Source organism: Clostridium weizhouense (assembly GCF_019431045.1).
GTDB classification, from domain to species: Bacteria; Bacillota; Clostridia; order Clostridiales; family Clostridiaceae; genus Clostridium; species Clostridium weizhouense.
Window position 1 is genome coordinate 134017 of the sequence record NZ_JAHXPT010000003.1, and the last position, 22156, is coordinate 156172.

Annotated in this window: 26 protein-coding genes; 22 read left to right on the plus strand and 4 right to left on the minus strand. The window is 24.3% G+C overall.

The window, feature by feature from the left end:
• Positions 1–81 precede the first annotated feature (81 nt).
• Entirely contained in the window at positions 82–660 is a 579-nt protein-coding gene (locus tag KYD98_RS05125) for a serine/threonine protein kinase (RefSeq protein WP_219778524.1), read from the minus strand.
• A gap of 279 nt (positions 661–939) precedes the next feature.
• Between KYD98_RS05125 and KYD98_RS05130 the strand changes: the two genes are divergently transcribed.
• From KYD98_RS05130 to KYD98_RS18380, 15 genes are all read left to right on the plus strand, one after another.
• A complete protein-coding gene (locus tag KYD98_RS05130; protein WP_219778525.1) occupies positions 940–1929 on the plus strand; it encodes an NAD-dependent 4,6-dehydratase LegB in 990 nt (329 codons plus the stop codon).
• A gap of 18 nt (positions 1930–1947) precedes the next feature.
• On the plus strand, positions 1948–3132 hold the full coding sequence (locus KYD98_RS05135; protein ID WP_219778526.1) for a LegC family aminotransferase: 1185 nt from the start codon (positions 1948–1950) through the stop codon (positions 3130–3132).
• Between the two features lie 21 nt (positions 3133–3153).
• Positions 3154–3858 carry an acylneuraminate cytidylyltransferase family protein gene (locus KYD98_RS05140; RefSeq protein WP_219778527.1) on the plus strand — a complete coding sequence of 235 codons (705 nt, stop codon included), beginning with the start codon at positions 3154–3156 and terminating at the stop codon, positions 3856–3858.
• Between the two features lie 59 nt (positions 3859–3917).
• Positions 3918–4985: an aspartate aminotransferase family protein gene (locus KYD98_RS05145; RefSeq protein ID WP_219778528.1), complete on the plus strand. Its 1068-nt coding sequence runs from the start codon at positions 3918–3920 to the stop codon at positions 4983–4985.
• A gap of 38 nt (positions 4986–5023) precedes the next feature.
• Entirely contained in the window at positions 5024–6046 is a 1023-nt protein-coding gene (locus KYD98_RS05150) for a lipid II:glycine glycyltransferase FemX (RefSeq protein WP_219778529.1), read from the plus strand.
• Between the two features lie 127 nt (positions 6047–6173).
• Positions 6174–6668 carry a GNAT family N-acetyltransferase gene (locus tag KYD98_RS05155; protein ID WP_219778530.1) on the plus strand — a complete coding sequence of 165 codons (495 nt, stop codon included), beginning with the start codon at positions 6174–6176 and terminating at the stop codon, positions 6666–6668.
• Positions 6669–6680: 12 nt separating this feature from the next.
• Positions 6681–6986: a carboxypeptidase regulatory-like domain-containing protein gene (locus KYD98_RS05160; RefSeq protein WP_219778531.1), complete on the plus strand. Its 306-nt coding sequence runs from the start codon at positions 6681–6683 to the stop codon at positions 6984–6986.
• Positions 6987–7074: 88 nt separating this feature from the next.
• Positions 7075–7410, plus strand: coding sequence for a hypothetical protein (locus tag KYD98_RS05165; protein WP_219778532.1), 336 nt, complete (start codon positions 7075–7077; stop codon positions 7408–7410).
• 90 nt (positions 7411–7500) lie between these two features.
• Positions 7501–9222: a motility associated factor glycosyltransferase family protein gene (locus tag KYD98_RS05170; protein WP_219778533.1), complete on the plus strand. Its 1722-nt coding sequence runs from the start codon at positions 7501–7503 to the stop codon at positions 9220–9222.
• 48 nt (positions 9223–9270) lie between these two features.
• Complete coding sequence (locus KYD98_RS05175) at positions 9271–9459, plus strand: hypothetical protein (RefSeq protein ID WP_219778534.1); 189 nt, start codon at positions 9271–9273, stop codon at positions 9457–9459.
• 9 nt (positions 9460–9468) lie between these two features.
• Complete coding sequence (locus KYD98_RS05180; protein WP_219778535.1) at positions 9469–9765, plus strand: hypothetical protein; 297 nt, start codon at positions 9469–9471, stop codon at positions 9763–9765.
• A 20-nt stretch (positions 9766–9785) separates the two neighbouring features.
• On the plus strand, positions 9786–10097 hold the full coding sequence (locus KYD98_RS05185) for a peptidase associated/transthyretin-like domain-containing protein (RefSeq protein WP_219778536.1): 312 nt from the start codon (positions 9786–9788) through the stop codon (positions 10095–10097).
• 25 nt (positions 10098–10122) lie between these two features.
• A complete protein-coding gene (locus KYD98_RS05190; protein WP_219778537.1) occupies positions 10123–10431 on the plus strand; it encodes a hypothetical protein in 309 nt (102 codons plus the stop codon).
• 69 nt (positions 10432–10500) lie between these two features.
• Entirely contained in the window at positions 10501–11547 is a 1047-nt protein-coding gene (locus tag KYD98_RS05195) for a nucleotidyltransferase family protein (RefSeq protein ID WP_219778538.1), read from the plus strand.
• Positions 11548–11837: 290 nt separating this feature from the next.
• Complete coding sequence (locus tag KYD98_RS18380) at positions 11838–13109, plus strand: PspC-like choline-binding domain-containing protein (protein ID WP_219778539.1); 1272 nt, start codon at positions 11838–11840, stop codon at positions 13107–13109.
• Positions 13110–13239: 130 nt separating this feature from the next.
• On the opposite strand, the gene KYD98_RS05205 is transcribed toward KYD98_RS18380, so the two are convergent.
• Positions 13240–13575, minus strand: a complete 336-nt coding sequence (locus KYD98_RS05205) for a hypothetical protein (RefSeq protein WP_219778540.1) — start codon at positions 13573–13575, stop codon at positions 13240–13242.
• Between the two features lie 395 nt (positions 13576–13970).
• Between KYD98_RS05205 and KYD98_RS05210 the strand changes: the two genes are divergently transcribed.
• Positions 13971–14624, plus strand: coding sequence for an HAD family hydrolase (locus KYD98_RS05210; RefSeq protein ID WP_219778541.1), 654 nt, complete (start codon positions 13971–13973; stop codon positions 14622–14624).
• 42 nt (positions 14625–14666) lie between these two features.
• Here KYD98_RS05210 and KYD98_RS05215 read toward each other — a convergent pair whose 3' ends face one another.
• Complete coding sequence (locus KYD98_RS05215; protein ID WP_219778542.1) at positions 14667–15029, minus strand: C-GCAxxG-C-C family (seleno)protein; 363 nt, start codon at positions 15027–15029, stop codon at positions 14667–14669.
• Between the two features lie 569 nt (positions 15030–15598).
• On the opposite strand from KYD98_RS05215, the gene KYD98_RS05220 reads away from it, so the two are divergent.
• From KYD98_RS05220 to KYD98_RS05240, 5 genes are all read left to right on the plus strand, one after another.
• Positions 15599–17002 (plus strand): amino acid permease, encoded by a 1404-nt coding sequence (locus tag KYD98_RS05220; RefSeq protein WP_219778543.1) that lies wholly within the window; start codon positions 15599–15601, stop codon positions 17000–17002.
• A 195-nt stretch (positions 17003–17197) separates the two neighbouring features.
• Positions 17198–17851 carry a ferredoxin-like domain-containing protein gene (locus KYD98_RS05225; protein ID WP_219778544.1) on the plus strand — a complete coding sequence of 218 codons (654 nt, stop codon included), beginning with the start codon at positions 17198–17200 and terminating at the stop codon, positions 17849–17851.
• An 821-nt stretch (positions 17852–18672) separates the two neighbouring features.
• Positions 18673–18837: a hypothetical protein gene (locus KYD98_RS05230; RefSeq protein WP_219778545.1), complete on the plus strand. Its 165-nt coding sequence runs from the start codon at positions 18673–18675 to the stop codon at positions 18835–18837.
• Between the two features lie 138 nt (positions 18838–18975).
• Positions 18976–19602, plus strand: a complete 627-nt coding sequence (locus KYD98_RS05235) for a DUF47 domain-containing protein (protein WP_219778546.1) — start codon at positions 18976–18978, stop codon at positions 19600–19602.
• Positions 19595–20593 carry an inorganic phosphate transporter gene (locus tag KYD98_RS05240; RefSeq protein WP_219778547.1) on the plus strand — a complete coding sequence of 333 codons (999 nt, stop codon included), beginning with the start codon at positions 19595–19597 and terminating at the stop codon, positions 20591–20593. Before KYD98_RS05235 ends, KYD98_RS05240 begins: the two co-directional genes overlap by 8 nt.
• Positions 20594–20727: 134 nt before the next feature.
• Here the strand turns inward: KYD98_RS05240 and KYD98_RS05245 are convergent, their stop codons facing one another.
• Complete coding sequence (locus KYD98_RS05245; RefSeq protein WP_219778548.1) at positions 20728–21330, minus strand: hypothetical protein; 603 nt, start codon at positions 21328–21330, stop codon at positions 20728–20730.
• 377 nt (positions 21331–21707) lie between these two features.
• On the opposite strand from KYD98_RS05245, the gene KYD98_RS05250 reads away from it, so the two are divergent.
• Positions 21708–22052, plus strand: coding sequence for a phenylpyruvate tautomerase MIF-related protein (locus KYD98_RS05250; RefSeq protein WP_219778549.1), 345 nt, complete (start codon positions 21708–21710; stop codon positions 22050–22052).
• Positions 22053–22156: the final 104 nt, after the last annotated feature.

Below are 22156 nucleotides of genomic sequence, written 5' to 3' on the forward strand. Positions count from 1 at the left end.
TTTAAGAAGGTAATATAAAGTGTGATTAAAATAACAGCAAAGAAATTTTTTAAAATTCTTGCTGTTATTTTTTTAGTTATTTTAACAAATACGTTTATGTGCATGGCGTCTTTTTTTAGAAAAATTTATAAAGTAGTTATATCCAGAAATCCAATAAGAAAGGAGATGAGGTTTATATGAAAGAAGATGTTTTAGAAAATTATCAAAAAGATTTAATTTAACTAAGATTTTAATAATGTCTTTAGGATAAGGAGTACTTTTTTTATATGGTTCTCTAGGGTCTATAATTTGTATTTTGTTATCTTTACATACAAAAATATGAGCATTTCTAATATTTAACCGTTTAAACCCTAATTTTTTAAAATCTTCTATAAGATCTATTATTTCACAAGATAGATTATAAGATAATCCATGCTCTTTTAAAAATTTATGAAGATTGTCACCTTCTACATATTCTCTTAAAACCATGTTTCCTGCAATAAATAAAACCTTTGGAAAGAATCTACTATCTTTAACTTTTTCTAAGATGTTAACTTCAGCGTCAGCATTCTTTTTTTTATAAAAGACTTTTAATGCAAATCCTTCAGGAGTCAAATAAACACTTCCTTCATGGCCACTACCTAAAAATTCACATTCTTTTATATTTAAAACATACCTCATAGTATCACTTTTTAAAATTGTTTATAAGATATTATATGTAAATTCTGAAAGAAGTTCTATAAATTAATTTATTCGAATTAGTAAATGCTTAAATAGATTTTAAGAACTGTATGGTATTTAAATGAATATCTTATTTATAAGGATATTATTAAGTAGAAATTTTATTATTTTTTAGAAAGTTATAATACAATTAAATCTTAGAACAACCTGGATGGAACTCAGAAAGGTATAATTTAAGAAGTGGATTTTTGTAAATAAATAGAAGACAGGGGGATTTTTATGACAAAGAAAGTATTGGTTACAGGTGCTGATGGATTTATTGGAAGTCATTTATGTGAGTTATTATTAGAAGAAGGTTATAAGGTTAAAGCGTTTGTTCATTATAATTCTTTTAACTCCTGGGGATGGTTAGATACATTAGATAAAAATAAACAAAAGGAAATAGAAATTTTTACAGGTGATATAAGAGATCCAAATGGAGTTAAAGAATCTATTAAGGGGATAGATGACATATTCCATTTGGCGGCTTTAATAGCTATTCCATTTAGTTATTATTCTCCAGATTCATATGTAGATACAAATATTAAAGGAACATTAAATGTATTACAAGCAGCAAGAGACTTAGAGACTAAGAGAGTTTTGATTACTTCAACATCAGAAGTTTATGGAACTGCTAAATATGTACCTATAGATGAAAATCATCCTTTTCAAGGACAATCTCCATATTCTGCAACTAAAATAGGTGCAGATAGAATTGCTGAATCTTTTTATAGAAGCTTTAAATTACCTTTAACAATAGTAAGGCCATTTAATACCTATGGACCTAGACAATCTGCTAGAGCTGTTATTCCTACAATAATAACTCAATTATTATCTGGCAAAAAAGAAATAAAATTAGGCTCATTAACTCCAACTAGAGATTTTAACTATGTAAAAGATACAGCTAAAGGATTCATTGAGATTTCTAAATCTGAAAAAACTATAGGAGAAGAAATTAATATAGCAAGTGAGAAAGAGATTTCAATAAAACAATTATCTGATGAATTAATTAAGCAAATAAATAAAGATGCAAAAGTTATTTGTGACGAACAACGGTTAAGACCAGAAAAAAGTGAGGTAAATAGATTATTAGGCTCTAATAAAAAGATTAAGAAATTAACTAATTGGAAACCTAAATATACTTTTGAGGAAGGAATCAAAGAAACTATTGAATGGTTTAAGATACCAGAAAATTTAATTAAATATAAAACCAATATATATAATGTATAGCTTGATAGGAGGTGGATTATGAAAAGTTTTATACCTTTATCAGTACCAAATTTAAAAGGTAATGAAAAAAAGTATATTTTAGACGCAATAAATAAGGAATGGGTATCAACAGGAGGAAGTTATATAAACAAATTTGAAGAAGAAATGTCTAAATATTTAAATGTTAATGATGCTGTGGCATGCCAAAGTGGAACAGCAGGTATACATTTATCACTTATATTAAGTGGAATTAGTAATGGTGATGAGGTAATTGTACCAACATTAACTTTTATTGCAGCAGTAAATCCAGTTAAATATATTGGAGCAGAACCGATATTTATGGATTGTGATGATATGTTAACTATGGATGTAGATAAGCTTGAAAGATTTTGCAGAGAAGAATGTAATTTAATAGAAGGAAAATTAATTAATAATAAATCTAAAAAGCATATTAAAGCTATTGTTGTAGTTCATGTTTTTGGAAACATTGCTAATATGGAAAAGATAATGAGTATTGCAACTAAATATAAGCTAAAAGTTATTGAAGATGCTACAGAAGCTTTAGGATCAAGGTTTATAAGTGGAAAATATAAAGGAAAGTATGCAGGGACGATAGGTGATTTTGGGATATATTCGTTTAATGGTAATAAAATAATAACTACTGGCGGAGGTGGAATGATAGTTTCTAATGATCAAAAACTTTTATCAAAAGCTAGATATTTATCGACTCAAGCGAAAGATGATACTTTATATTACATTCATAACGAAATAGGATATAACTATAGAATGAGTAATTTACAAGCAGCATTAGGAAAAGCACAATTAGAACAATTAGAGGATTTTATAAAAATAAAAAAAGAAAATTATGAACTATATAAATCTAAAATAAGTAACATTGAGGGGTTATCTTTAATGGATTTTAGAAAAGATGTGTTACCAAACTATTGGTTTTATTCTTTACTAATAGATAATAGTAAGTATAGATTAAAAAGGGATGAATTAATTCTATTTTTACTAGAAAAAGGAATTCAAACTAGACCTATTTGGGGCCTTATACAAAATCAAAAACCTTATAAAAAATGTGAAGTATATAAAGTAGAAAAAGCTAAAGAATATATAAATAAAATTATAAATATTCCATGTAGTACTAATTTAGAAAAGAAAGATATTGACATTGTAGTTGAATCTTTAAATGATGGAATAAATACTATAAGGGGAAATTAGTTCTTTAATTAAGGAGAAATTATGAATAAGGAAATATTAGCGATTATTCCTGCTAGAGGGGGATCGAAAGGACTATATAGAAAAAATTTAAGAAAGTTAAAAGGGATACATTTAATAGGATACACTATTAAATCAGCTTTAAAGAGTAAATATATTAAACGTGTTGTTGTAAGTACTGAAGATAAGGAAATTGCTGAAATTTCTAAAATATATGGTGCAGAAATACCTTGTTTAAGACCTAATGAGTTAGCTGGAGATAGTTCTCCAACTGTAGAGAGTATTTTACAGATGATTGATTATCTTGAAAAAGAACAAGAATATTATTCAGATTATGTTTTATTACTTCAATGTACATCGCCATTAAGAAATACAAAGCATATTGATGAAGCTATAGAAAAACTATTAAAAAGCAATTTTGATGGTATTGCATCTATATGTGAGGCAGAAGTCAATCCTTACTGGACTAATATTTTTAAAGGAGAAAAGCTTGAGTATTTTCTTAAAGAAGGAGAAAGAATTACGAGAAGACAAGATTTACCTAAAGTTTATAGATATAATGGTGCGATTTTTTTAATAAAAACTGAAATATTAAAAAAAGAAAAAACATTTGAAGTAGAGAATTTGACTGGATATATTATGGATAGAGAATCTTCTATAGATATAGATACAGAGATGGATTTTAAAATTGCTGAAATAATAATAGCTTCTAAAAAAATAAAGATATAATAAAAGTTTAAATATATATTTAAGGAATTTATCTAAAAAATTCAGAGAAGAGGAGAATTATGGATGAATTTAACATGCCTATTGGAGGAGAATTTTGGTTTGAAAATAAATTGCAGGATAAAAATATTTATAATGATATAAGTAATATAGGCGTTCTTTTAAATGGTGGAAAGAGTGCAATTGAGTTTATATTAAATGATATTAATTTTAAAGAAAATGAAATACTTGCACTTCCATCATATTTATGTCCAACTATCATAGAAGTTGTAGAGAATATTGGAATAAAATATGAGTTTTATGAGATAAATCAAAAGTTAGAATTAAAAATAGAAACTTTAAAAAATTTAATTGCTAAATTTAATGTAAAAGTTGTATTTTTTATAGATTATTTTGGCTTTTATCAAAAAGAGAATGTACGTAGTTTTTTGAAAAGTTTGAAATCACAAAAAATAATATTAATTGAAGATGCAGTCCAAAGCTTTTGGATTAAAAGGCAACAAAGATTTATAGGAAATTATATTTTCAATAGCTACAGAAAGTTCTTACCAATAGATGGTTCTATAGTTTTATGTAATAAAAATATAGAGTTAGAATCGGTTGAAGATGATTATTTTAATATTGTAGAACAAGCAAGAGAAAAGAAAAGAAAATTTATATCAGAAGGCACTGGTGAAGAAAGGGATTTTTTAAAGCTTTTTGATAGAGCTCATAGAGAATATTATAAAAGGAAAAAGGTATATCGAATTAATCAGAAATATAAGGAGTTTCTAAATCATATTCCAGTAGAAGCACTAATTAAAAAAAGAAAAGAAAATTATAAATATCTCTTTAGTAATCTTAAAAATATATCAGATATTGAGTTCATATATGATGATGAAGACTTAAATAATAGTATACCTTTAGCTTTTCCAATTTTTTTGATAAATCGTGATTATGTAAGAAAAGAACTTATGAAAAATAATATATATGCTCCAATTCATTGGGATTTAAGAGAAGAAAAATGGATAAAGAACTTTGAAGCTTCTTTAAATATATCTAAAAATATATTAAGTTTACCAATTGATTGGAGATATGGAATAGAAAATATGGATTATTTAGTTAGAACTTTAAAGACTATTTTAAGATAAAAAAGTTAAAATTAAATAAATGATGAGGTGAGTTCATATTGATAGAGTTTTTAGACACTTCAAGTAATAAGTGGAATAGATATATTAACAAGTTATCACCACAATTTAGAGATATATATTTCACAAGTGAATATTATAAACTTTACGAAGCTAATGGAAATAGTTTTGGAAAATTATTTATTTATAAAGACAAAGATAATTTAGCAATATATCCATTTTTAATAAATACTATAAATGGATATGAATTAGATAATTCATATTATGATATAGAAACGGCTTATGGGTATGGAGGTCCAATAGTAAATACTAGTGATATAAATTTTGTCAGAAAGTTTGAAAGAATTTTTAAAGAATATTGTTTTCAAAACAATATTATAGCAGAATTTATAAGATTCCATCCATTTTTAAATAATCATAACTTATTTAGAGATAATATTAAAGTAGTTCATAATAGAACTACAACTTATATAAATTTAGATAAATCTATTGAAGAAATTTGGAAAAATGATATTACTTCAAAAAATAGAAATGTTATAAGAAAGGCACAAAAATTAGGACTTACTGTGAATTTTGATTCTAATTTAGAACAGTTTAAAAATGTATATAAAATAACTATGGATAAAGTAAAGGCTAGCCCTAAGTACTATTTTAGTGAAGAATATTTTAATAATTTAACTAAACTAGATAATGTATGTATTAGTGTGAATTTAGGAGATCTTACAATAGCCAGTTCTATATTTTTAAAAGGATACACAAATTTTCATTATCATTTGTCAGGAAGTTTAAAAGAGTATTTAAAATATTCACCTAATAATTTTTTATTATGGACAGCTATAAAGTATGCAAAAAATAATAAATTTCATAAATTTCATTTTGGTGGAGGATTAACTGATAACATAAATGATAATTTATATAAATTTAAGAAAAGTTTTTGTAAAAATACAGCTGATTTTTATATTGGCAAAAGAGTTCATAATAAAGAAGTGTATGATTATTTAATAAATAAATGGGAAAATATTAATGGGAAAAAGGCTGAACTTTTTCTTCAATATAAAATGTAGAAAAATAAATTGAAATTTTTTGAAAATGGTAAATTAGAGTTAAATAATAAACTATTAAAGATTTAAACAAAAGTAATTTTATTAAATGAGAGAATTTAAAATGGAGATAAACAGTGGGGGAATAAAAATGGAGATATATTTAAGTAATCTTACTAGAGAAAGTTTTAAAGAATTTTTTTTTATAAAGTGTGAAAAAGAAAATATATATTGGACGAACTATAGTGATAAACCAAATGAAAAAAAGTTTTATAAATGGTGTGAAGAACAATTAAATAATAAGAACAGACAGATATTTATTGCAAGAAGTATTAATGATGATATTGCAGTAGGATATGGATATATTGATTTTAAAAAAGATAGTATAGAAATTTCTTATGCCATTTCATCAAAATTTATAGGACAAGGTTTAGGAAATGATATTGTAAGATTATTAGTTAGACATTGTATAGAAAAGTATAAAGAAGTTAAAGAGATTATTGCATGGGTATTTAGGGATAATATTAGATCTAAAAGATGTCTTTTAAGAAATAACTTTAAAGAAACTGGTGAAATAAAAATAGTTTATTTTAGGGCTAATAAGTGCATTACTTATATGCTTAAGTTTAATTATTTACCTTTCTAGGGGGTGAGAAAAATGTGTGCTAGTGTAAAAAAAATAATATCAGGAAAGAAGATCAGAAAATGTAAAATTATAAATTTTAATGTTATTTTTCCAGAAAGTGAATATATATTAGTTACAGGAAAAGTATTGAGTCCGTATAAAAATCCATTAGCTAATGCTGCAATAACTATATTTTCAATTGATAAAAGATATTGTCCAGCTAAAAAAAAGTATGTAGGTATAACTTTTAGTGATGAACATGGCATTTATGGAGTATCAATTCCAAGAAATCTAGGTATATCTTATGAATTTAAAGCATATTCATCTATAAATATTTAGATAAAACTTTTAAATTTAATCACATCTATAGAGTGAAATCCATATAATATAATTAGATACTAAAGATTAAAATCAAGGAGGAAATATTATGGCAACTTATAAACCTTTGGCAGTTACTTTAGGAGCTACTTCTATATCTAATGTTAATGGAAATAAATTAATTAAAACAATTGGAACTACTGCTTGGGATTTAGCATTTATTTATGGAACAGCTATAGGTACAAGTTTGCATGTATCAAGTACAGGTGGAGTTTATTCCGCTACAGTTATATTAAAAAGTGGTACAGTTTTAGGATGGTATTCAACTGTTGCAGGTTCAGAAGGAAATGCAGCGATAGAAACATTTGGAAATAGTGAAGGTAGATATGGGGTAACTGTTAATACAGGAGCACCAATAACTTTGAAATTCTATGCACACGGTTAAAATAATTTAATATAAAAAAGTAAATTAATATAAAAAAAGGGAGATACAGTATAGTTATACTGTATCTTTCTGTGAATTTAGGGGGTATAGATGAAAAGATATAATTCATTAGATGGGTATAAATTATATAAGATTAAAAAAGATAGTAATGAATATTATTTAGCAGATGATATAAATTATAGAAAAGATATTAATAAATTAATTGATAACTTAGATGGACTTAAATTTGATTCATTTATAATTATTTTTGGATTAGATACCGGAGAATATTTAAAAGAGTTAAAAACAATATTATGTAAAAATAATAGAGTAATAATTTTTGAACCAAATGAAGAAATTTTCAACAAAAATAAGGAGACTATTTTAGAGAAGAATATAAGTATAATTTTATATGATGAAGAATCAATAGATGATATTTTATCTTCAGTAATCAATGGAGATAATTTTGACAATTTATATGTTCATGCTTTTGGAAATTACAGTGAAATATATAAAGATGAATATGAAAAATTAATAGAATCAATAGATTCTTTATATTTTTCTATATCAGGAAATATAACTTTAGCTTATAGATGTAAAGAATCTTTTATGAGAAACTCTATAGAAAATCTTAAAATTATAAAAGAATCTAGTCCTTTAAATTCATATGTTGAAATTAATAAAGATGTTCCTGCTTTTATAGTTTCAGCAGGACCATCTTTAGATAAAAATATAGAAGATATGATTAGAAATATTGATAAAGTGAAAAAATCTTTTGTTATAGCAAGCAATAGAACTTTTTCAACATTAATAGAAAACGGAATAAAACCAGATTTAATTGTATCTATAGATCCATCAGATGCGATGTATGATATGATGAAAGAAAATCTAAAAGAAGATATTCCTTTATTGTATTATGAATATAGTAATAGATATTTAGTAAAGAATTATAGAGGAGAAAAAATATATATTTCTAATGTTTTTTCTAAAATAATTAATGAAATGAATAGATATGGAGGATTATCTCAAGGAGGATCAGTAGCACATACGTGTCTATCTATGGCTAATTTATTAGGTTGTAATCCAATAATATTAATAGGACAAGATTTAGCATACACTTATAATAAACATCATTCAACTAAAGCTACTTTTAGTGTAGATAATACTATTAATACTAATTTAGCTAATAAATTTGTAAAAGATGTTTTTGGAAATAATATTAGAACAACAAGCACTCTAAACGTTTTTAAAGATAGTATGGAATATCATATAGAGCAATATAAAACAGGAAGAAATGTAGAATTTATAAATGCATCATATGGCGCTGATATAAAAGGTGCTCCTCATAAAGAATTATCAGATATATTCAAGTTGAATATTTTTGATAAGAATAAAAAGAAGTTAAAACCTAATAAATGTATTGATTTAGATTATAATAAGGTAATTGATTCTATAATTAATTTTGTGGATATTTTTATTGAAAAATCTGAACAAGGAATAGAACAATGTACAATTTTATCCAATCTTAAAGAGGAGAAATCTTTAGTTAATATTGATGAAAATGATATAGATTTTCAAAGGTTTCTATTCATATTAAATATAGTCGAAACTTTTGAATCTTCTTTGGAAAGTTTTTATTTAGGAGGTTATTTTAATAAATTTATGTTTTCTATAAAAAGAGAGAGTTTTGCTATGCTTGCAAAAGATTATGATAGATTAACTTCAAATATGAAATATCAAGGAAAAGCATTTTTAAACTATTTTAAAAGAATGAATGAGATGCTTATAGAAGCTAAAAAAATTATACAAGATGAAGTTTCAAAATTTGAATAAATTCATATTATAATAAGAGATACTATTTAATTTAAGGAGGAACAGTAGATGGCAGAGATAAAAATAGATGGTGAAGTCTATAGGGAAATGAAAATAAAGAATTTAATAGTTGATGGTAAAGAACAAAATGGATTTGTAATATCAGCAGATCAACTTAAAGGTAAAAACCAAATACAAGTAACAATAGAGACAGAACCAAATATTGAAACTCCTGAACCAATAAAAGAAAATAAGTAGTGTATAAAAATGAAAAATAAAAATTCAATAATATTATATGGATGTAAGTTGATGAGTCTGGATAGTTTGCAATTAGATATAATTGCAAAAATGAAACAGTTAAGTATTATTAAGGGAAAGATATACAATGAAAATCTTGAACCATCAATTGGAGCGGTTATTGAAGTAAAAGAAATTAATCCATATAGTAAAAAATATACGATTTTAGGATATTGTTTTACAAATGATAAAGGAGAATATGTATTTTCTTTAGAAGCAAAATGTGGGATGGATTATGAATTTTCTATATATTCTCCTTTAATATAGAGTTATAGAGGGTGGAGTATTTGAGTTCATATAAAGAAATCTTAATAAGTCCAAGTGAATTAAAAAGGTGTAATATAATAAATAAAAAAATTATTATGAATAAATCTACAGATATATTGTTAATTGGAAAGGTAGTAGATCAATTTAAAAAACCTATAATTAATGCTGTTATAGTTATTAGAGAAATAAATAATAATGATTATCCACCACTAATTAAAGAGTTTGGATATTTAATTACTAATATATATGGTGAATATTCTGTTTTACTACCATTAAATCCTAAAATTGATTATATATTAGATGTATATCAACCAATGATTAATGAAGTTTAATTTTCATTAATAATATGAGGTAATTATGAAAAAAATTAATTGTTATAATTGTTATAAAGGAGTATTAATTAGAGGATATGTATACAATGAAGATATGAGTCCTGTTAAAAATGCTATAGTAATATTAGAAATAGTATTATCAGAAGATAAAAGAAAGCTTATAAATCTTAAGTTGGAAAATAGAGGAAATATTTATTGTATGGATACTACTACAAATGAGTTTGGAGAATTTTGCTTTAAAATATTTGATATTAATCATTATTATAAGATAAAAATATTTGAAAATGATAAAATAGATAATACAAATAAACAAAAAGTTTTTATAGAAATATAGTATAAAAAAACTAATAATAAGTTTTTTTATACTATACAAATAACACTTAGTAGGAAAAGGAGAGTTCTTATGGATATAAGTAATCTTTTAGTGAGTAAAGATATATCAATAAGACAAGGGATTGATACTTTAGATAAGATTGGAAAAAAAATAATAGTTGTTGTACAAGATAAAAAACTACTTGGTGTTGTAACAGATGGTGATATTAGAAGGTGGATATTAAAAAATGGTGATGTTTCAATGTCTATAGATAAAATAATGAATAAGTCACCAAAATATGTATTGATAAAAGATAAAGATAATGCTGAGAATTTATTAAAACAATATAAGATTGAGGCAATACCTATAGTTAATGATAAGAATGAGGTTATTGACATAGTATTTTGGAATGATATTTATCAAAAGGAGTTTAGTTATTTTAAGACCAGCAATATTCCTGTAGTTATAATGGCTGGGGGGAAAGGAACTAGATTACAGCCATATACAAAATTCATTCCCAAAATGCTATTACCAATAGGAGATATTCCTATTATAGAAAGAATAATAGATAGATTTTTGTGTTTTAATTTTAATAATTTTCATATAACAATTAATTATAAAAAAGATATAATTAAAGCATATTTTAGTAAAGAGGTTTCTTATAATATATCATTTACTGAAGAAGATAAACCATTAGGTACAGCTGGAAGCTTGTTTTTATTGAAGAATACTTTAAAAGATACTTTTTTTGTAACTAATTGTGATATATTAGTTGATGCAAATTATTCTGATATATTAAAATTTCATAAAAAATGTAAAAATAAAATTACTGTAGTTACGGCTTTAAAGAATTATGTGATACCATACGGTGTTTTTAATTTAAATGATGATGGAAGTATTAAATCTTTAGATGAAAAACCTAATTATGAATTTTTAGTGAATACAGGAATGTATATACTAGAACCGGAAATTCTTGAATATCTTGATGGAGATAGTTATTGCAATATGACAGAGATCATTTACAAATCTTTATCTGGAAATGATAAAGTAGGAATATATCCAGTAACAGATGGAGCATGGCTTGATATGGGTGAATTTGAATCTATGAAAAATATGATTGATAAATTGGATATTTAGCTTATATAGAATAAGAAATTTAGTTTTATTGAAATGTTAAAAAGATTATAAAATAATATTATATTTCTTAAATAGAAAAAAATATTACTGGAAATGAGAATTTCCAGTAATATTAAAATAATGACAATATTAATTATAGAAAGTTATTTTATTGTCTTTTTAGATATATTTTTTAGTAAAAATAAGATAAAATTATTAAATCAAGAATTAAGAAATTATTAAGACTATATAAATTCACAATTATTTTATTAAATGGTAAAATAAGATATATATCATTTGGAGGAATAATTATGAATAAAAATACTAAACGTATAATTGTAGCAATAATTATAATTAATGTATTTAATATATTTGTACCACGAAATCATTTTAATTTAATAAATAAAAAAACAGTATATGCAAGTGAAGTAAATAATGATATTTTAATTAGTCTAAGAACACCTTTTTTTATAGGTAGAAATTTTGGACAAGACGATAATATATTCCTTAATCAAAGTTTTAGTGATAGAAACTTATATAATATAACTGTAAGTAAATTGTTAGATAAAGTTACACTTAAATGTATATGTAATAAAGAAAATTCAAAAATTATAATTGATGGACAAACAGTAACAGAGAATAGTATTAAAAATCGTATATATGAAAAACAAGTTATCTTAGGCAAAAACAAAAATATATTTAATATAAGATTTGAAAATAAAAATGGTACTGTGAATAATTATAAAGCTGCGATATATAAAAAAGATGATTTGAAATTTAATAAAACAGAAGATATTAAGTTGAAAAATATTATTTTAAATGATGGAAATATTGAGTTTAAATTAGATGCAAGTAAAAAAGATAATTATTATTATTTAGATTTAGATAAGTCAATTAAAAGTATTTTAATTAAAGTAGAACCAGAAAATCTTAAAGACATAGTACGAATTAATGGTGTTATAATAGATCCAACATTTGAAAGAGAGATTTATTTAGATTTAGAACTTAAAGAAATAGAAATAGAAGTTCAAGATTCTAAAAATATTAATTGTAGAAATACATATGTTTTAAATATGAAACCTAAATATGATCAATGGTTTAATGAAGATGGAAATCTATATAGATATGATTCAAATGGAAAACTTATTATGAATGATTGGTATATTGAAAGAATAAATTTGAATAAAAATTGGTATTATTTAGGTGAAAATGGGATTGCTCTTAAGGAATGGTTGTATAATAATAAAAAATGGTATCATTTTGGTGATGATGGTATTATGGAAAAAGGTTGGAAGTATATAAATGGACTTTGGTACTATTTTAATGAAGATGGAGCGATGAAAACAGGATGGTTAAAATATAACGGTACTTGGTACTATCTGCAATCATCAGGAGCGATGAAAATAGGATGGTTAAATGATAATGGACTTTGGTATTATATGAGTTCATTAGGAGCAATGAAAATTGGGTGGTTAAAAGATAAAGATAATATTTGGTATTATTTAAATACTGATGGAGCAATGGTTAAAAGTAGTGTAGTAGACAGTTATGTACTAGGTTCAAATGGAGTATGGATAAAATAAAATTAAGCTACCATTAAGTTTTTAAAACAATCGATTATATAGAATAAATAGTGTAACATTTAAATAGACTATTTATTCTATATTTTTTCTTATTTAAAAATTATAATTAGTAAATAATTTATTAATAATTTTAAATTTTTTGTTTAGTAGCTATACTAATAAAGAGAAAGGCACAGATAAGAGAAATGATTGACCATATTCTTAAATCAGAATGTAGGGGAGAATTTAAACAGCCTATAATACCACCAATAATATAAAAGCAACCAGCTGTAATAGAGAAAGATCTAGAATTCCTATTTATAACACCAATTATCCCTCCTATTAGCATAAATAATGCAAGGACAAATTCAATACCACCATTAGTCCCATTAAAAGTATCTTCAAGTCCTATGGCACATGATTGAAATGCAATAATTAAAACCAATATGAAAGAAATGGTTCCGAGTATTAATTTCAAAGTTTTCATAAAACACCTCTTCATATAATTTATCTAGAAATTTTATAAAAAATAGTTAGCTTAATATTAAATATATCTATACTGTAAAATATTATATTGAAGAACTAAATGTACCATGAAATATATAAATCATAATTAAAAATATAATTTATGTTTTAAAATAGTGTTGATACCTTAATATAAAATTTATAACAAGAACAAAAGAAAAATGTATACATATTAACTGAATAAGTTAAAATTAAATATTATAGAAATTTAGAAAATATATTATATTAAATAAATTTGTATTATAATGATAAATAAGTATGAGTTATTAAATATTTTATAAAAATTTAAATTTAAATGATATAAAGAACTATATTCTATTAAGAGAAGATAAAGATTTAAGTTTACGGAGGAAAAATATGAAAGAAATTGAAGCAGTATTATTTGACATGGATGGAGTTATCTTTGATACAGAAAGGATTTATTTAGAAATTTGGACAAACATTTTTAATAAATATGGGTATAAAATGACTAAAGATGTTTATGTAACTGTAATGGGAAGAGGACGTGAAAATGTTATTAAGACTTTTGTAGATATATATGGCGATAACTTACCAATAATGAAAATGTATGATGAAAAAGATGAATTATTATTACAAATTATAGATTCGGGGGAAGTTCCTATAAAACCTGGTGCTATTGAAATATTAAAGTCTTTAAAGAAAAATGGATATAAAGTAGCTCTTGCAACTTCAGCTAAAAGAAACAGATTAGATAAACAATTGAAAATTGGTAATATTAAGAATATATTTGATGCAATAGTTTGTGGAGATGATGTAACAAAGTCAAAGCCAAATCCAGAAATATTTTTAGATGCGGCAAAAAAACTTTCTGTAAGTCCTAAAAAATGTATTGTTATAGAAGATTCACCTGCTGGAATAAGAGCAGCTTATAATGCCAATATGGTTGGTTTACATGTGGAAGATTTGAAAAAATCTGATGAAGAAATAAAGAAATATTGTAATAGGAGTTTTGGAAATTTATTTGAAATTAAAGAATATCTAAAAATATAGGTGGATGTCCACCTATATTTACAAAACTTAAAAAAATAAATTTTATTTTTCTAAGACGCTTATTAATGTTTTATAAGAAAAATCTACTATTTCAGCACAACTAATTTTATTTGCTTTTAATTCCTTACATATTTCAGTAGTATAGTTTTCTTTAATTTTTGTTATAAATTCTTTGGAATAATTCCTAGCCATATTATTCTCACTATTACTGCTTCTACCTTTCAAGTAACCTATTACTAAAATTCCGGCATTTATAGCACCACAAAGACTTCCTACTGTTAATCCAGCTCCCATCCCACTACCTAGTGCAAGTGGGATATTTTCATTGAAATTTTCATTATATGATTTTATTAAAGATTCTGCACAGTTATATCCTTGACTAAGATATTCTGATGGATGTGTCATAAAAATCGCTCCCTATAAAATTATTTTTGTTATTGGATGTATTCTAAAATAGTATTTATATTATAGTATAAAGTTCATTAAAAGATAGTCCAATACATTAATTTTATCATATTTTTAATATAAAAAAAGGTTATTGTATCATATATTGTTAATCTAATTAGTTAATATTTCTAAATCAATTTCAATTGAAGCTTTATAACTTTTTTAGAAATTTTTATGTAACCAAGTAGATTATTATCAATAAAATGTACTAGAAAAAACTTATTGATGCTATGGTTTATTATATATATTGTATATTATTTAAATGTTAATTTAGAAAAAAGTATAAACAGTATATTATCTTGTATGTAAAATCAAAGAAACATTTTATATAAATTTAAATAGTGCTAATGTTGAAATTTGTTTTATATAGAAAAGATATGCTGTATGGTTTAATTATTATAATTAAATATAAAATGAAATATGAAAAATAAAAAAAGCAATACCTATTTTGTAGAAAACGTGTACAAAGACAAGCGTATAAGTTATTATTTAAATAATAATATTAAGAAATAGGAAAGGGGCATGTTATGTCAGAAAATAAAAATAAACAGATTGTTTGGTACACATTAGCTTTTATGGCTTTTTCAGCAGTATGGGGTTTTGGTAATGTTGTTAACGGTTTCTCAGAATATAATGGTCTTAAAGCAATTGTTTCTTGGATTATAATTTTTGCGATTTATTTTGTACCTTATGCTTTAATGGTAGGAGAATTAGGATCAGCATTTAAAGAGCATGGTGGCGGAGTAAGTTCATGGATTAATGAAACTATAGGACCTAAAATTGCATATTATGCTGGTTGGACATATTGGGTAGTTCATATGCCTTATATCTCACAGAAGCCTTCAAATGTTATGATAGCAACAAGTTGGGCTATTTTTCAAGATAAAAGGATTAGTTCAATGAATCCCAAAGTTATGCAATTAATTTGCTTAATAATTTTTTTGGTTGGACTTTATATTGCATCAAAGGGATTAAATCCATTAAAAAAATTAGCAACGCTTGCAGGGACATCAATGTTTGTAATGTCTATTTTATTTATTGTTTTAATGATAGCAGCACCAGCAATCACAGATGCACATTTAAATTCTATTGATTGGTCTGTTAAAACATTTATGCCAACCTTTGATACGAAATTTTTTACTAGTTTAGCTATTTTAGTATTTGCAGTTGGAGGCTGTGAAAAAATCTCCCCTTATGTTAATCAGATGAAAAATCCAGAAAGAGGTTTTTCAAAAGGTATGATTGCTTTAGCAATTATGGTTGCTGTATGTGCAATTTTAGGTACAGTTTCACTTGGAATGATGTTTGATTCAAATAATGTACCTAAAGATTTAATGACAAATGGTGCATATTATGCATTTCAAAAGTTAGGGGAATATTATCATTTAGGAAATTTATTTGTAATTATATATGCAATTACAAACCTTATAGGTCAATTTTCAGTTTTAATTATATCAATTGATGCACCTTTACGTATGTTACTTGATAGTGCAGATAAACATTTTATTCCTGAGAAAATGTTTATAAAAAATAAATATGGATCATATACAAATGGAAATAAACTTATTTTAGTTATTGTTTCAATTCTAATAATAATACCAGCTTTTGGAATTGGAAGTGTAGATGAACTAGTAAAGTGGTTAGTAAAGTTAAATGCTGTATGCATGCCTCTTCGTTATTTATGGGTGTTTGCTGCATATATTGCACTTAAAAAAGCAGGACAAAAGTTTAATAGAGAATATTATTTTGTAAAGAATGATACACTAGGTATTATTCTAGGTGCATGGTGTTTTGCATTTACTGCTTTTGCATGTATTGGAGGTATGTACTCAACTGATTTGTTTAAATTATTACTTAATATTGTAACACCATTTGTATTAATTAGTTTAGGCTTAATTATGCCTTATCTTGCAAAAAAGAATAATAAATAATAATTTGTGTTTAAAAATTCATCACTTTTAGTGGTGAATTTTTTAATTATTCAAAAGATTATAAAAATATAATTTAGTGGATAACTTATATTAAAATGTAGTTTATATAAAGTAGATATAGATAATTTTAAAAAAGTGATTTTATGAGAAATAGATAGAAATACTAATATGAAATGTTTAATAGGAGGAAGAAAAATGGATTTTGGAAATCTTCAAAAAATAACAAACGGAAAAAGGAAATATGCTATAACACCATATATTCCAGGTGGATTTATTACTACAGATAATTTGCAAAAAATTGTTGATGTAGTTAAAAAATTTAATGGAGTAATAAAGATAACATCTGGACAAAGAATATTAATAACAAATCTTGAAAAAGAAGATTTAGAAAAAATATGGAAAGAACTTGGCATGGAGCCGGCAGTAAAAAGCCAAAACTCAGTAAAGAATGTTGAGATGTGTCCAGCAGGGTTTTGTAAAAGATCAAAATATAATACGATTAGTACTGGAATGAAACTTCTAAATAAATATAAGTGGAAAGATATGCCTTGCAGAACTAAGATAGGAGTGGCAGGATGTAGAAATGCTTGTGGAAGTGTATATAGCAAAGATGTTGGAGTAATTGCAGATAAAACTGGATTTATTGTAACGGTTGGAGGGTCAGCTGGACATAATCCAAGAATGGCAGATATTATTGCTAAAGATTTAACAGAGAAGCAAGCATTAAAGTTAGTAGATAATATTTTTATATATTACAAAAAACATGCAGAAGATGGAGAAAAATTAGGATTTTTTATTGATAGAATTGGATTAGATAATTTTTATAAAGAAGTGAGTAAAAGTATGTAAGTAATATATATTATAACCTAATTAAAGATATTAAAAATTAAATAAATTACTATCAAAAATAAATACTTTATATATTATATAAATTTAATATAGTAATAGTCTATAATTTTATTTTTCACAAAACTATAGATTATTATTATATTACTATTGTGAGTTTTTATATATCTAATGATTTCTTAGTAAAAATAATATGCAAAATATTCATGATTTTTATTAATATCATAAAAAGCTATTAATTTAAATGAATAATTTTATTATATAAAATAAAATTGGTTGAAATAATATTTCAAAATGAAATAGTTAAAATGAAAAAATATGACATATATTAAAAAATTTTTAATAAAAATGTATTAAACAAATAATTAAGTACTTTTATTAAAACAATACAAAAGTTTAGTATAAGATTTATGAATATTAAGATTATAGAAAGGAGTTATTTATAAATTATAAAAGAATTGCAAAGGAAGTTTTAATTGCAGTAGGTGGAAGAGAAAATGTTTTAAGTAATGCAACTTGAATAACAAGGCTTCATATTAGTATTAAAGATTCATAAAAAGTTAATTTCGAAATTATAAATAAAATAGAAGGGGCTATAGGGATAGTTCAATCAGATAATTTACAAGTAGTCTTTGGTTAAGGAAAAGTAGCAAAAGTAGGGGTAGAATTTTCTAAATTAACAGGTATTGCATTAGGAATTTTAGATAAAATCAAAGCAGAAGATCTTGCAAAAGCAAACAAAACATCAAGTAAATGGTGGTTATATATTATGAGCAGGATTTTTACCATTAGTAGCAGTTGGATTACATCAAGCATTAACGTCAATGCATGCAATATTAAATGATCCTAATAGATATACGCAAGGAATAAATTATTTATTACATATACTTATGATGGCTGGAGGAGGTCAAGTAGGTGCAGGACTTGCATTATATTTAAAAACCGAGAATAGACGTTTAAAACGATTAACTCTAAATTTCTATTTTTAGTATATTTAGGTTAATTTTATGTTAAGTTTTTTAAAAATAGTTTAAATCTTTATATAAAAGGAATATACTTAAACTGTAATTTTTTAGTTTAATATGAAATAAAAAGAATGTTTATATTTTATAAGGAGATGCTATAAAATGTTTAACTTTAACAAAAAGGAAGATAAATTTTATATTTTACTCTCAAAGATGGGTAAGCATACAAATGATGGAGGAAAACTGTTAAGAGAAAGTTTAGATACTTTACATGATAAAGATACTCATGTAAAAAAGATTGAAGCTTTAGAGCATAAAGGAGATCAATTAGTACGTGACATAATTAAAGAATTGAATGAAGCTTTTATAACACCTATAGATAGAGAAGATATATATGCTATTGTTAAGGAAATGGATAATATATTAGATTCAATTAATTCAACTATACATAGATTTGTAATGTTTAATATTAATGAAGGTACAGAAGCATGTAAATATTTAGCAGATAAAGTAGTACAAGCTACTGCGGAAATTTTAGAATTAATACATGAACTAAATTTAATAGGAAATAAATCAAATAGTATAAATAAAAGGTTAAAAAGAATAGATGAAATTGAAGATGAAGCTGATATTTTATTTAGAAAAACAGTAGAAAAATTATTTAAAGATGAAATAGATCCTTTAACTGTTATGAAATGGAAAGAAATATATCAAATTTTAGAAAACACTATAGATACATGTGAAAGAGTTGGAAATATTGTAGAGGGAGTTGTCATGAAAAATGCATAGCACTATGACTATAACAATATTTATAGTAATTTTGGTATTAATATTTGATTTTATAAATGGGTTTCATGATACAGCTACAGCAGTTGCTACATCTATTACTACAAGAGCACTTACTCCTAAAAATGCTATATTGATATGTGCAATATTTAATTTTATAGGTGCATTTACAGGAACAGCAGTTGCTAAAACTGTAGGAGATAATATTGTAAGTCATAATGATATACCTCAATGGGTTATAATTGGGGTTTTACTTTCAGCTATAATTTGGAATTTAATTACATGGTATTTTGGTATTCCAAGTAGTTCATCACATGCATTAATAGGAGCATTAGTTGGTGGTGGAATAGCTTATAAATCAACTTTAAATGTGGTTAATTGGTATAATTTAATTCATAGTGTAATATTATGGCTATTTCTTTCTCCGATTATAGGTTTTGTAGTAGGTTATATAATAATGTTACTACTTAATAAAATTTTAAGACCATTTAAACTTCATGTTGTAAATAAATTATTTTTAAAATTTCAAATTGTAGCAGGAGCATTTATGGCATTAAATCATGGTGGAAATGATGCTCAAAAATCTATGGGAATAATAACTATGGCTTTGTTAAGTGGAAACCTTATTGAAAGTTTTGATGTTCCAGTATGGGTTATAGTAGCTTGTGCATTAGCGATGACGCTTGGAACTTCATTAGGAGGAAAAAAGATTATAAAAACTATGGGGAGTGGAATGGCAAAATTGACTCCAGTAAATGGTTTTGCAGCGCAGACAGGTGCAGCAGTTGTAATATTATCTGCTACTTTATTTCGTGCACCAGTGAGTACAACACATATAATTTCAACAACTATAATGGGTGTTGGCGCATCTAAAAGAATGAAATCGGTAAAATGGGGAATTGCTAAAAATATAGTTTGGGCATGGATTTTAACAATTCCAATAACAGCATTTATTGCAGCAATTATAATATTTATAGGAAAAGTATTTTTGTAAACTTAAAAATGTACATAAGCAAAATTAATTTGATAATTATTTTATTCTATAGAAATAAATTTTAAATGATTATTAAAACAAAAGCAAAAAGTCATGTGGTCGTATAAGATTAATACATGACTTTTTTATTTTTATTATTCTTTTCTACTTGGAGTACCTAAAAGAAATCCAATACATCCTGAAACAAAATCTCTCATTTGAGTTAAACTCGCTAAGGAAATTTGAGTTAAATCAGTAAAATTCCTTGCTATTATTATTACAATTAATGAGATTACTCCTATTATAGTAGCTATTATAATTTGTTGCTTACTAGTTTCTTGTTCAGTTAAATTTTTGTTTGAAGAATTTTTAATATCTATTTCATTTTTAGTATTATTATTAGATTGTACATTGCTAGAAATAAAATCTGGATTATTTTCAGAACTGTCTACTGAATTTAAAGAGTTTGTGTTATCTAAATAAATACTATTTTCATTAGAAATTATATCATCTTTAAAACATGAAATTTTATTATTTTTAGATTTTTTTATGAAGTTAGCACTTAAAAAATATCCAAAAATGGAGGCGGCTGTTGTTCTAATGACAACATCAATGTTATGAGTATTTTTTGAAATTACTTCATTTGAAAACAAGTTGTATATTAATTGAATCATAAGAATAATCATAAACAATATAAGACATCTATCAATTAAAGCAATTCTTTTAAATGATTTTAATAGCTTACGAAATTTATTCATTGCTATTCACTCCTATAATAAAATAAATAGAATCTATTTATTTTATAAAATTTATCATTAAGTTTAAAAAATTTTTTTTATTATATTTATTATATTAAAAAGTTTGAAAATTGTTACATATTTATAAAAAATGTTGAGAATATGATATAAAATTTAAATATATAAATTTCAATAAAGTTTGAACATTAATATAAATCTTAAAATCTTTATAAATATTATTTCTATAAAAGATTATAAATATATTAACTTAATTAGAACCTATATGCTAATTCATATTTTAAAGTATAATAATTTTGTTGTTGTTCCTAAAATACTGATATTATATAATAATGTTACAGAATAATAAGTAATATTATAGTAAGAAAGGGGATTATTATATGCCATTTATAGGTTCTAAAACAACTATGAAACTTTCAAAAGAGAAAGAAGAAAAAATAAAAAAAAGACTAGGAGAAATAATTGAACTAGTTCCAGGGAAAAGTGAAAAATTTTTGATGGTTGGATTTGAGGGTGAGTATTCGCTTTACTTTGGAGGAGAAAAATTAGAAAAAGGTGCATTTATAGAAGTAAAAGTATTTGGAAAGGCAAGTAAAGAAACTTTTGCAATGTTAACTAGAGAAATTAGTAATATATATTGGGAAGAATTACAAATACCTAAGAATAAAATATATATTAAATATGAGGAGGTTGAAAATTGGGGGTGGAATGGAAGTAATTTTTAATTACGATATAAAAGTGAAAGCAAGAACTTATTTTTAGTTCTTGCTTTTTAACTAATTTAATAATTAAGATACTTAAAAATATCATATTAAGAATAAAACTCAAA